This is a genomic window from Pseudoalteromonas sp. S554, assembly GCF_005930865.1.
Classification (GTDB): domain Bacteria; phylum Pseudomonadota; class Gammaproteobacteria; order Enterobacterales; family Alteromonadaceae; genus Pseudoalteromonas; species Pseudoalteromonas marina.
Map to the genome: position 1 here is coordinate 73,064 of NZ_PNDV01000003.1, position 12,156 is coordinate 85,219.

10 protein-coding genes are annotated in these 12,156 nt (G+C 40.9%); 5 read left to right on the forward strand and 5 right to left on the reverse strand.

Annotated features, from left to right (window positions below):
- Positions 1-10: 10 nt before the first annotated feature.
- From CWB65_RS02290 to CWB65_RS02310, 5 genes are all read right to left on the reverse strand, one after another.
- On the reverse strand, positions 11-853 hold the full coding sequence (locus tag CWB65_RS02290) for a hypothetical protein (protein ID WP_138739794.1): 843 nt from the start codon (positions 851-853) through the stop codon (positions 11-13).
- Between the two features lie 168 nt (positions 854-1,021).
- Complete coding sequence (gene metH, locus CWB65_RS02295; RefSeq protein WP_138739795.1) at positions 1,022-3,655, reverse strand: methionine synthase; 2,634 nt, start codon at positions 3,653-3,655, stop codon at positions 1,022-1,024.
- Positions 3,656-3,665: 10 nt separating this feature from the next.
- A complete protein-coding gene (locus tag CWB65_RS02300; protein ID WP_138739796.1) occupies positions 3,666-4,736 on the reverse strand; it encodes a homocysteine S-methyltransferase family protein in 1,071 nt (356 codons plus the stop codon).
- Positions 4,726-5,673 (reverse strand): homoserine O-acetyltransferase MetA, encoded by a 948-nt coding sequence (gene metA, locus CWB65_RS02305; RefSeq protein ID WP_006791480.1) that lies wholly within the window; start codon positions 5,671-5,673, stop codon positions 4,726-4,728. The genes CWB65_RS02300 and metA overlap by 11 nt, the downstream gene beginning before the upstream one ends.
- A 175-nt stretch (positions 5,674-5,848) precedes the next feature.
- Positions 5,849-7,150 carry a M24 family metallopeptidase gene (locus CWB65_RS02310; protein WP_138739797.1) on the reverse strand — a complete coding sequence of 434 codons (1,302 nt, stop codon included), beginning with the start codon at positions 7,148-7,150 and terminating at the stop codon, positions 5,849-5,851.
- 176 nt (positions 7,151-7,326) lie between these two features.
- On the opposite strand from CWB65_RS02310, the gene ettA reads away from it, so the two are divergent.
- The 5 genes from ettA to CWB65_RS02335 all read left to right on the forward strand — a co-directional run bounded on the left by ettA (position 7,327) and on the right by CWB65_RS02335 (position 11,948).
- The gene (gene ettA, locus CWB65_RS02315) at positions 7,327-9,000 is read left to right on the forward strand and encodes an energy-dependent translational throttle protein EttA (protein WP_006791482.1); all 1,674 of its coding nucleotides are present in this window, start codon (positions 7,327-7,329) and stop codon (positions 8,998-9,000) included.
- Positions 9,001-9,304: 304 nt separating this feature from the next.
- Positions 9,305-9,670 carry a PilZ domain-containing protein gene (locus tag CWB65_RS02320; RefSeq protein ID WP_138739798.1) on the forward strand — a complete coding sequence of 122 codons (366 nt, stop codon included), beginning with the start codon at positions 9,305-9,307 and terminating at the stop codon, positions 9,668-9,670.
- A gap of 53 nt (positions 9,671-9,723) precedes the next feature.
- Complete coding sequence (locus CWB65_RS02325; protein ID WP_138739799.1) at positions 9,724-10,632, forward strand: histone deacetylase family protein; 909 nt, start codon at positions 9,724-9,726, stop codon at positions 10,630-10,632.
- Positions 10,633-10,694: 62 nt separating this feature from the next.
- Positions 10,695-11,192 (forward strand): TlpA family protein disulfide reductase, encoded by a 498-nt coding sequence (locus CWB65_RS02330; RefSeq protein WP_138739800.1) that lies wholly within the window; start codon positions 10,695-10,697, stop codon positions 11,190-11,192.
- Between the two features lie 90 nt (positions 11,193-11,282).
- Entirely contained in the window at positions 11,283-11,948 is a 666-nt protein-coding gene (locus CWB65_RS02335) for a hypothetical protein (RefSeq protein WP_138739801.1), read from the forward strand.
- The last annotated feature ends 208 nt before the right edge of the window (positions 11,949-12,156 follow it).

The following is a 12,156-nucleotide window of genomic DNA, read 5'->3' on the forward strand; positions in this document are numbered from 1 at the left end:
TCCTTTAAACTTATTGATTTGTTGTTTCAACAACTGGACTGCCTAGCAAGTCAGTATGTATGTAAATTATTTTTTTATCTTTACCAGGCTCAATAACGTTAAATATTACTGAGCGTATATCACTATCTAAGTCGCCACTTTTGGTTGCGTACGTACATACCTTTTTGCTTTTATTTATGTATATTGGATCAAAATATAAAAGCCATGGCTCTGATGAGTAACAACTCTTTTCTTTCTCAACTAGCCTAAACCAAACTTGTCCTGAGCTGTGAGCTATTTCAAATGATGAGCCTTTTACTAAATCTCCACCATTTGGCTTAAAATACGGCGAACCTAACTTCACTTTACGTTTAATTTCTGGGCTATATAAATAGGGTGAATAAGTAGTTTGATCTGTAGAATTATTAACCCTTTTAGCCCTTACTCTAAATTTAATTGTCGAAAACGGAAAAGAACTGTAGGTATAGTAATTATGTGGTGAGTTACTTATTAACCTGTAGGAATTATTGTTCAGTTCAGATACTTCAACATCAATACTAAAACTAAAACCAGCGCGGCTACCTATATCGTACGAGTAAAGACTTTCTTGAGGTGGGAGTATAGGAGGTGGTACTGTGATTTCTCCTTCTAATGCCCAATCCCATGAAATCTTTAAAGCATCATTGTCTTGTACATACTTAAAATTAGTCGGAGCTGTTACCCCTTGGCTTGTAGGTGTAGGCGTTATAGGAATAGGATCTGGTGGATATACTGGCCCGCCTGTATAGGGTGGTAAATTAAAACCCCCACTGGCCTTAGCCCCTTCTGCATAAAACAATAAAAATAAACATACTATTAAAACTTTAATCTTCATACTTACTCCCTGTATACAAAAAAAACATAATAACACGAAAAAGGTACAGAAAGTAAAGCGAACAATTACTTATAAACAATAAAACCTGTAGCCTAGCACTAAAAAACGAGCCTATTTTGGCTCGTTTTTGTTTTACTGATAGCTGACCGCTAAAAACTGACCGCTTCGCTATGATTCCGGCTCATACCCCAAATTAGGCGATAGCCACCTTTCGGCCTCTGCGAGCGTCATATTAGTTCGTTTGGCGTAATCTTCCACCTGATCTTTTTGCACAGCGGCTACGGCATAATATTTTGCCTCTGGGTGTGAGAAATACCAGCCCGAAACCGCAGCTCCTGGCCACATGGCGTATGAGCTGGTGAGCTGCATGCCAATGCGTTTTTCGGTATCGAGTAACTGCCAAATTTTCTTTTTCTCGGTGTGCTCTGGGCACGCTGGGTAACCCGGCGCTGGACGAATACCTTGGTAGTTTTCACGAATTAGCTCATCGTTACCCAGGTTTTCATCGGGTGCATATCCCCAGTACTCTTTACGCACTTGTTCGTGCAGGTATTCGGCAAAGGCTTCTGCGAGCCTATCGGCAACCGCTTTAATCATTATTTTATTGTAGTCGTCTTGCTGTGCGTCGAACGCATTGGCTAAGTCGTCTTCTTCTAAACCGCCCGTTACTGCAAACGCGCCAAAGTAATCAGGTGTACCTTTTGGCGCAATGTAGTCAGCTAAACAATAGTTAGCAAAGTCGGTTTTTTCAGTTTGCTGGCGTAAATGGCACGAGGTGTTTAACAGCTCTTTGCGGGTTTCGTCGGTGTAAATTTCTATGTCATCACCCACGCGATTTGCAGGGAATAAACCAATTACACCTAAAGGTTGCAAAGTACCTGACTTTTCGAGGTCATCTAGCATGTCGTTAGCGTCTTTAAATAAGCTTTGTGCTTGTTCGCCAACGACTTCGTCGTCCATTATGCGCGGGTATTTACCAGCGATTGACCACGTCATAAAGTATGGGGTCCAATCTATATATTTACGCAACGTGGCTATTGATACATTTTTAAACTCAGTCACGCCCAGCTTTTTAGGCACTGGTGGCGTGTAGTTATCCCAATCGAGTTGCGCTGCGTTATCGCGAGCACGCTGAATGGTAACCGGTTTTGAACGTGGCTTTTTGCGCGCTTGTTGCTCGCGTACTTTTACGTACTCGGCTTTTGTTTTTTCTAAAAAGGCAGGTTTTAGCTCTTTTGATAACAAGCTTGATACTACGCCCACTGCACGGCTGGCGTTATTTACGTACACGACGCCTTTGTCGTACTGTGGCTCTATTTTAACTGCGGTATGCGCTTTTGAGGTGGTTGCCCCACCAATCATGAGCGGCAGCTCAAAACCTCTACGAGTCATTTCTTTGGCTACGTGTACCATTTCGTCAAGCGATGGGGTAATTAAGCCCGAAAGGCCGATTATGTCGGCTTTTTCGTCAATCGCGGTTTGCAGTATTTTTTCGGCAGGTACCATTACACCTAAGTCGATTACTTCGTAGTTATTACATTGCAGTACTACGCCTACAATGTTTTTACCTATGTCGTGCACGTCGCCTTTTACGGTGGCCATAACCACTTTACCGTTAGTGGCGCCTTCTTCTTTTTCGGCTTCTATAAATGGGTCTAGGTAAGCCACTGCGCGCTTCATAACGCGGGCCGATTTAACAACTTGCGGTAAAAACATTTTACCTGCGCCAAATAAATCCCCTACCACGTTCATGCCATCCATGAGTGGCCCTTCAATCACATGAATAGGTTTATCGGCAGCTGCGCGGCATTCTTCTGTGTCTTCATCTATAAAGGTGGTTATACCTTTTACTAGAGCGTGTTCTAGGCGTTTTTCAACAGGCCATGTGCGCCATTCTAAATCTTCTACCCGCTCAGCTTGTGCCATACCTGAATATTTAGGTGCAAGCTCTACTAAACGCTCACCTGCACCGGGGTCGGTGTTAAGTATTACGTCTTCTACGGCTTTACGAAGTTCCTCGGGGATATCGTCGTAAACCGCAAGCTGGCCTGCGTTTACAATACCCATATCCATACCCGCTTTTATTGCGTGGTATAAAAACACCGAGTGAATGGCCTCGCGTACAGGGTTATTACCCCTAAACGAAAACGATACATTAGACACCCCGCCCGACACTTTACAGTGCGGTAAGTTTTGTTTAATGCGGCGTGTGCCTTCAATAAATTCTACGGCGTAGTTGTCGTGCTCTTCTATACCGGTGGCCACGGCAAATATATTAGGGTCGAATATGATGTCTTCCGGCGGGAAGCCAATCTCTTCTACTAATATTTTGTAGCTGCGTGCACATATTTCGTATTTGCGGTCTGCGGTGTCGGCTTGGCCGTCGGTATCAAACGCCATAACAACAGCAGCTGCACCAAAACGTTTAATAATTTTAGCTTGGTGTTTAAACGGCTCCTCCCCTTCTTTAAGCGATATTGAGTTAACAATAGCCTTGCCTTGAATACATTTAAGGCCTGCTTCTATTACTTCCCATTTAGAAGAGTCGACCATAATAGGTACTTTAGAAATATCAGGCTCTGAGGCAATTAAATTTAAAAACTTCACCATGGCCGCTTTTGAGTCCAGCATGGCTTCGTCCATGTTTATATCAATAACTTGGGCGCCGTTTTCTACTTGTTCGCGGGCAACATTCAGGGCGGTTTCGTAATCTTCTTCCATGATTAAGCGTTTAAACATGGCAGAGCCTGTTACGTTGGTACGCTCGCCGACATTGGTAAATACTGCAATTTGTTGGGTCATTGGCGGCTCCTTAATTTAAGTTACAGGCTTCAAGGCCTGATAAACGCATGCGAACATCAAGCTCTGGCAATGCGCGAGGTTTTACCCCTTCAAGCCCTTTAGCAAACGCACGAATATGCGCAGGCGTTGTACCACAGCAACCACCCACAATATTAATAAAGCCCGATTTGCCCCAATCTATAATCTCGGCAGCCATTTCAGGTGCTTCTAGGTCGTACTCACCAAATTCGTTAGGTAAACCGGCATTTGGGTGTACTGAGGTAAATGTTTCGCATACCCGCGAAAGCTCTTCTACGTATTGGCGCAGTAAATCTGGCCCAAGGGCACAGTTAAGGCCAATTGAAATAGGCTTAATATGGCGAATAGAGTTATAAAATGCTTCGGTTGTTTGCCCCGAAAGCGTACGCCCAGAGGCATCGGTGATAGTGCCCGAGATCATTACAGGTAATGTGCGCCCGGCTTGCTCAAACGCTTCTTCTACTGCGAATGAGGCGGCTTTTGCATTTAGGGTGTCAAATATGGTTTCAATAAGTATTAAATCAGCGCCACCTTCCATTAATGCAAGGGTTGACTCTACATACGCAGTAACCAGCTTATCAAACGTTACGTTACGGTAACCTGGGTCGTTTACATCTGGCGAGATAGAACAGGTTTTAGATGTTGGCCCTAAAACCCCCGCTACATAGCGTGGTTTTTCTGGATTTATAGCGGTGAACTCGTCACATATTGCGCGCGCGAGTTTGGCCGACTCAAGGTTTACTTCACGACTTATGCTTGCCATGTCGTAATCTTCCATCGAAATGGTGGTTGAGTTAAAGGTATTGGTTTCAATAATATCTGCACCGGCAGTTAAAAAGCCGCGGTGTATATCGGTTATTAACTCGGGTTTGGTGAGGCTTAATAAATCGTTATTGCCTTTTATTAGCACGTGCCAACCTTTAAAACGCTCGCCTCGGTAGTCTTCTTCTTCAAGTTTATGAGTTTGGATCATAGTACCCATAGCGCCGTCTAAAATTAAAATACGCTCTTTAAGCGCTTCAATTAGTTCGGCTTGTTTGTTGGCGGCTGTATTATTCGGCATAGTTGTTAGTCCTCACATCTTGGCTAACTAAATTAATATCATACGGTGTGGTTTGATACACGTAGTAATTTAACCAGTTCGAAAAAAGTAAAAAAGCATGGCTTTGCCACGTTTTTGACGGTTGCTTGCTTGCATCATCATCGGGAAAATAGTTTTCAGGTTTTGGCGCATCTGGGCTTTTTTGTAAATCACGCTCGTACTCCCCTTTTAGGGTGTCGGCATCGTATTCTGGGTGGCCTGTTATAAATACTTGGCTACCCGATTTGTTTTTTAATAAGTAAGCACCCACTCTTTCAGAGCCTGCTAATACAACAAGATCGTCACACGCATTTATTTTTTTTATATCAATGTGCCCATAACGTGAGTGTGGTACTAAAAAGGTATCGTCAAAACCGCGAGTTAATGCCCCGTGTTTAAAATGGCATTGGTGAGTAAATACGCCACACAGCTTATTGGGTTTTAAGTCGCGCTTTAAATTATAGCTATGGAATAGCGCTGCATGAGCCGCCCAACACGAAAACAACGTAGAGGTAACGTGTTGCTCTGCCCAATCAATAATGACTTTAAGCTCTTCCCAGTAGGCAACATCTTCATACTCTAAATGCGCAAGCGGTGCGCCTGTAACTATAAGCGCATCATAATTGTTATTTTTTACCTCTGAAAAATAGCGATAAAAGGTATCTAGGTGTTCTTCTGAGTTATTACTGCTGCGGTGAGTGTCTAGGCGCAGCAGCTCTACGTTTACTTGCAAAGGAGAATTTGCAAGTAAACGAATAAACTGCACTTCGGTTTCTACTTTATTAGGCATTAAGTTTAATATAGCCAAACGCATTGGGCGGATTTCTTGCGTTTTTGCACGGCTTTTTGGCATTACGAATACGTTTTCTTGGCGCAAACGTGCAATGGCTGGAAGCTCATCCTTTACGGTAATTGGCATATTTTTAACTCCTACTCATAAAAACTTGTGCTAATTATGAACTGAAAGCAAAAAATATCAACCTCTAGATGTATAGATGTCTAAATGAAATTTATTCATTATTACTTAAGTATGTGGCAAGCAATGAGTCACCCCCTTAAAAAGAGGCTTAACTCACTGCATTTAAAATAATGAACTAATTATTGCCTACTAATATTAAATTTTGCTGAGGGGGAATTAAATACTCAGCGCCGTTTTTGGTAATTACAGCCATTTCTTCAACCGAAATGGTTTTAAACTCAGTGTTGTTTAAAGGCCAACTAAAAAAGCCATCAAAAGCAAACACCATTCCTTCTTTAAGTTTACGATGAGCAGCAGGCCTTACTTGGGCACTGCGAGAGCCACCTAAATTGGGCCCGGTATCGTGTGCAACATACCCAACTGGATGGCCGGTACTCCATGGCACAGGCTCTGAGTTGTATTTATTCATTAATACGGTTTGAGCTTGATCTACGTCTATACCCCTTACGCCGGGTTTCATTGCATTAAATGCGGCAAAACCGCTATCTCGGGCATTAATCCAATATTGCTGAATGTTGGCTGGTGCAGAGGTTTCCCCTTCTTTAAGTACATAAGCAAAACGCTGAATGTCACTTACCCAGCGATTGTAGAGCTTTACGCCAAAATCAATTTGAATTACGTCGCCAGGCATAATAACTTTATTTGTAGAATGCGAATGCCCGCGGTCAGGGCCTGAATTTACGTTAGGATTTTGATCGGCAGCCCATGCATCGGTTACACCTCGTGCTTTCATTTTAGCTTTTAAAAATTTAGCTACATCGGCATCGGTGGTTTTACCCGGAATAATAGTTTTATAAGCCTCTATTTGCCACGTTGCTGAAAGCATTGCAGCCTCTTTCATTATTTCAACTTCAGCAGGTAACTTAATTGAAAGCCATTGATAAACGACTTCTTCGGAAGATACGAGCTTTGCTGTTTGCTTTGCGCCTAATAAGTTAGCTAATTGCTTGTATTGCGAGTGCGATAACCCATCTGCCTGTGCATTAAGATCAGAGACATTTATTGCTATACGCTCAAAGGGTTGTTTTTTTATAAACTCAGCCGCGTATTTTAACGCAGACACACTGCGTGGCACCGAGATCACTTCTTCATGTATGTTTAGCTCGTCGAGTGCTTTTGCTTCGCTTGAAGGTGAGTAGGCTACCGAATGAAACGCCCCTTTATTAAAATAAAATAAATATGCCGCTGGCGAACCTGCGTTTTCACAGCCAATATGATCAGCCAATGGGTCGTTGTTATTTTCTCTACAAACAATAAGCCAAGCATCTACCTTAGCTGCTTTTAAAGCGTTTGGCAGGAGTTTATTTATTCTTTGTTTTCTTATTTCGGGCCAAGGAGAATCGACTGCGTTAGCTTTGGGGTTTGTGGTAAATAACGTAAGTAAAGCCAACATTGTTATTACTTTTTCTATAGTCATGGGTTTTTCTTATTTTTACTATGGTTTAAATACGTTAGCACACACAAATAAAACTATAAATTTAACGAGATAAAACGATAAAGATATATTCCCACCCGCCATTCGTTGACTGTTTCACCTCTCAACAACTACAATACAACATTAAAATTTTTATTATTATTTGAAGGCTTTCCTCCATGGTTTTACCTGATAAGTTTATTTTCTCGATGAGTCGAGTATCTAAAGTTGTGCCGCCTAAGCGTACAATTTTAAAAGATATTTCGTTGCACTTTTTTCCTGGCGCCAAAATTGGTGTACTTGGTTTAAATGGTTCTGGTAAATCATCATTGCTACGTATTATGGCCGGTGTTGACCAAGACTTTGAAGGTGAGGCACGTCCTCAGCCTGGTACTAAAATTGGTTACTTACCACAAGAGCCAGTACTAGACGAAAGCAAAACAGTACGAGAAATAGTTGAAGAAGCTGTTGGCGAGGTAAAACACGCCCTTAATCGCCTTGATGAGGTGTACAATGAGTACGCAATGGAAGGTGCTGACTTTGACGCACTGGCTAAAGAACAAGGTGAATTAGAAGCAGTTATTCAAGCGCACGATGGCCATAATATCGATAACGTACTAGAGCGCGCTGCTGATGCACTTCGCTTACCTGAGTGGGATGCTAAAATTGAGCACCTTTCAGGTGGTGAACGCCGCCGTGTTGCTATTTGTCGTTTGTTACTAGAAAAACCAGACATGCTTATTCTTGATGAACCAACTAACCACTTGGATGCTGAGTCGGTTGCATGGCTTGAGCGCTTCTTACATGACTACGAAGGCACTGTTGTGGCAGTAACGCATGACCGTTACTTCCTTGATAATGTTGCTGGCTGGATATTAGAGCTTGACCGTGGTGAAGGTATTCCATGGGAAGGTAACTACTCTTCTTGGCTTGAACAAAAAGACGCGCGCTTACAGCAAGAACAAAAATCTGAAAAAGCACGTCAAAAATCAATTGCGCAAGAACTTGAATGGGTGCGTTCAAACCCTAAAGGTCGTCAGGCTAAGTCTAAAGCGCGTATGGCGCAGTTTAGCGAGCTACAACAATCAGATTACCAAAAACGTAACGAAACAAACGAGCTATTTATTCCACCTGGCCCACGTTTGGGCGACCAAGTATTAGAAGTGACTAACTTACGTAAAAGCTTTGGCGACCGCGTATTAATAGACGACTTAAGCTTTACAATGCCTAAAGGCGCTATTGTAGGCATTATTGGTGCCAACGGCGCGGGTAAATCTACACTATTTAAAATGTTAAGTGGCGAAGAGCAGCCAGATAGCGGTAGTGTTAACGTTGGTGAAACCGTACAACTAGCAACGGTTGATCAGTTCCGCGACGATATGGACGAAAGCAAAACAGTTTTTCAAGAAATATCTGACGGACAAGACGTTTTAAAAATAGGTAACTTTGAATTCCCAAGCCGTGCTTACGTTAGCCGTTTTAACTTTAAAGGTAACGATCAGCAAAAGTTTGTAAAAGACTTATCGGGCGGTGAGCGTAACCGTTTACACCTTGCTAAATTATTAAAAGCCGGTGGCAACGTAGTGCTACTGGATGAGCCAACCAATGATCTAGACGTTGAAACATTACGTGCACTTGAGAATGCTATTTTAGAATTCCCAGGCTGTGTAATGTGTATATCGCATGACCGTTGGTTCCTTGACCGTATTGCCACACACATTTTAGATTACCGCGACGAAGGGCAAATTAACTTTTTCGATGGTAACTATACTGAATACGAAGAGTGGCTCAAAAAGACCTACGGCGCAGAAGCTGCACAACCTAAGCGTATAAAATACAAAAAAATTGGTTAATAGCTGAATTAACTGAAATACCTTTAAAACCCTGCTTTTCGCAGGGTTTTTTATGCCTTAAATAAACTATGTGTGTTTGTAGCTAGCAACTGTGTAATTTAAAGCTATGCTTATACCAATTTTATTTAAAAATATTATGCATTTGATTGATGTTGAATCACTCGCTAACTAAATAAAAAATTATTCACTTAGAACAACCATATGCCGTAATTTTAGTGATTATTAATGAGTTGTTTTATTCGCACTATTACTGAACACTAATTTAATGCTATTGATATTACTAAAAAAACAATAAGGCAGAGTCATGCAAGAACGTCGTCAATTTTCACGTATTTTATTTTCAACCGATGCGCACATAATTTTTCAAGAAAATGAGTACCCATGTACCTTGCTTGATATTTCATTGCACGGCGCTTTAGTCAGTAAATGTGATGTGTTAAATGATCAAATAGAAAATGATGCAATACTGCGTTTTATTTTACCCGACAGCGAAATTGAAATAAAAATGGAGACAACGATTTGCCATATAGAAGCCAATCACATTGGTTTAAAGTGTAAGCATATTGATATTGATAGTATTTCCTATCTAAAACGACTGATAGAGCTAAACTTAGCGGACGATGAGTTACTTCATCGTGAATTAGCGATGCTTATTCACGACTCACAATAGACTCTTTAAGGTGAGTTGATTACCATAAGGCAAACTTTATAGCCTATGTGAACATGAACTTAAATCCTCATTTACCGTTAGTGTACCATCCAAACTACTCGTTTAGTTTTGATCCTAAGCATCGTTTTGCAATGAGTAAGTTTGCAAATTTATACGCACACGTTAAAAAACTAGGCTTAATTGGCAATAACCTCACACAGCCTATTTTAGGCTCTCCCGAGCCTTTAGAGCGAGTACATTGCGACAACTATATTCACGATTTATGGAACAACCGCTTAGACGATAAAGCCATGCGCCGCATAGGATTACCTTGGTCACCCCAGTTAATGGCGCGCACTTTTACTGCACCGCAAGGTACATTACAAACCGCACGTTTAGCGCTAAAACACGGCATAGCCTGTCACCTAGCAGGAGGCACGCATCATGCGCACTTTGATTTTGGCTCAGGATATTGCATGGTGAACGACTTAGCCTTTACCACCCAAACCTTGATTGATAGCGGTGAAGTAACCAATGTGCTTATTTTTGATTTAGACGTACATCAAGGTGATGGCACCGCCGCTATGCTTGCACATCAGCCCTATGCCTATACCTGTTCAATACACTGTGAAAAAAATTTCCCGTTTAGGAAATCGGCTAGCGATTTAGATATTGGCTTAGCAAATCATATGCAAGATGCCGAATACTTAGCCATTGTTGACGATACCTTAAGCTACTTACTTAAAGAACTGAACCCAAGCTTAGTACTGTACGATGCCGGTGTAGATATTTGGCAAAACGATGGCTTAGGTAAATTAGATATAAGTTGGGATGGGATAGCTAAACGCGATCATTTGGTTTTAAAACGTTGCCTTGAGCACAACATACCAGTGGCAACAGTTATTGGTGGTGGTTACGATAAAGATCATCTTCGCCTTGCACAGCGCCATGGCATTGTAGTTGAACAAGCGGCACGCTTTTAATATGAAATAAAAACTTAATATTGTCGTTCTTATTTGCTAACTAGAATAAAAACGACACCACAATGAAACACATTTTTATAGTTATAACACTTACCATTTTTAGTTTTGCGGTATTTGCAGAGCAACCTATTCAAGACTCAAACCATCCTGAACTCCCCCCCTTAACATTAAACATGGCCGATGGTACAAGTATAAAAACACAAAACCTATTAGGCGAACCTTATATTCTGCACTTTTGGGCTACATGGTGTCCTTATTGCAAAAAGTTACAACCCGCCCTTCAAAAAATACACGACATAGGCTTAAACGTAATAGCGGTAAGTTTTAAAGAAGATGACAACGCCTCCCCCGCAAAAGCATTAACCAATAGGGGTTATACATTTAAAACCGCAATACAAGCAGATAAAATTGCGACACAACTAGGAGTACACGGCACACCCACTACGTTATTTATAAATGAAAAAGGGCATGTTGTTTGGGTGACCAATTCATCAAACCCAGATAATGCAAATATACATTTGAAAGCCCGCACTCTACTAAACTCAATTAAAGCTAAATAGCTTAATAATTAAGGGAGTTAATGCGTATTAAAATATGAGTTATATAAACTTTATACTACAATTTAAGCTCATAAATTAATTGGGGTTATTATGCGTTTACTATTTACTTTATTATTGCTTTTGCTAAGTACTACAGCGTTTGCTGAAGAAGAAAAAGTAGAACTTCCACCATTAGATCCTAGCTACAATGCAGTTCACCCAATGGCACTTGTGAATAGAGGGTCTTCTATTTTTGCTATTAATCTTCCTTCTTATAGATCGCCACATGACTTGCAAGTTGTCTACGAAGTTAAAAATTCAAACGTTGCTTTTTTAAACTTTGCGAAAAATGCCGACATGATCACTATTAAGCCGCAAAAGTTTAATATTCAACATTTAATGCGCGGGGATGAAATAACAATTACAGCCGACATTTACGAAGGTGATTACCGCCAAGGTGGCACTTTAATTTATGAAGCTAAACAACTTGAGCTTGATAAGCAACTGTACGCCAGAGAACTCAATGAGCTAAGCGAATCTTCACAATGGCATGAGTACGATATGATTGAGCTAAATGGTACAGAGCGTATTTATGTACATAAAATTCAAAAAGCACCAAGCTTTAACCACCTAATTTTTGTGGACCTGGTTAATGCCTGTATGCAGAAAATTCGCACATCAAAACGAGTTCCTCCTGAAAACGAACTTACTTATAAATTTATAAACTGCGGAACCTTAAAGCCTCTTTTTTACGATGGCGAAAGTTTACTTAAATAAAATAACTATGCCTAGGTATGATTGATAGGTACGAAGTTAATAAGAAAAAATGAAAGAAAAGGTATTTAAAACTGTTACATATACTGTTGATTAGTAGCTATAGGGAACAAAACTTAGCTTTAGGGCAGCAAAATAAAAACGGCTTAAACTCAATATAATTGAATTTAAGCCGTTTACACACTAATAATATCTTCACACACAATATAAA

Bases quoted from the DNA above. Each gene is read 5' to 3' on its own strand.
- CWB65_RS02290 (WP_138739794.1), bottom strand. From the start codon at position 853: ATGAAGATTAAAGTTTTAATAGTATGTTTATTTTTATTGTTTTATGCA.
- metH (WP_138739795.1), bottom strand. From the start codon at position 3,655: ATGACCCAACAAATTGCAGTATTTACCAATGTCGGCGAGCGTACCAAC.
- CWB65_RS02300 (WP_138739796.1), bottom strand. From the start codon at position 4,736: ATGCCGAATAATACAGCCGCCAACAAACAAGCCGAACTAATTGAAGCG.
- metA (WP_006791480.1), bottom strand. From the start codon at position 5,673: ATGCCAATTACCGTAAAGGATGAGCTTCCAGCCATTGCACGTTTGCGC.
- CWB65_RS02310 (WP_138739797.1), bottom strand. From the start codon at position 7,150: ATGACTATAGAAAAAGTAATAACAATGTTGGCTTTACTTACGTTATTT.
- ettA (WP_006791482.1), top strand. From the start codon at position 7,327: ATGGTTTTACCTGATAAGTTTATTTTCTCGATGAGTCGAGTATCTAAA.
- CWB65_RS02320 (WP_138739798.1), top strand. From the start codon at position 9,305: ATGCAAGAACGTCGTCAATTTTCACGTATTTTATTTTCAACCGATGCG.
- CWB65_RS02325 (WP_138739799.1), top strand. From the start codon at position 9,724: ATGAACTTAAATCCTCATTTACCGTTAGTGTACCATCCAAACTACTCG.
- CWB65_RS02330 (WP_138739800.1), top strand. From the start codon at position 10,695: ATGAAACACATTTTTATAGTTATAACACTTACCATTTTTAGTTTTGCG.
- CWB65_RS02335 (WP_138739801.1), top strand. From the start codon at position 11,283: ATGCGTTTACTATTTACTTTATTATTGCTTTTGCTAAGTACTACAGCG.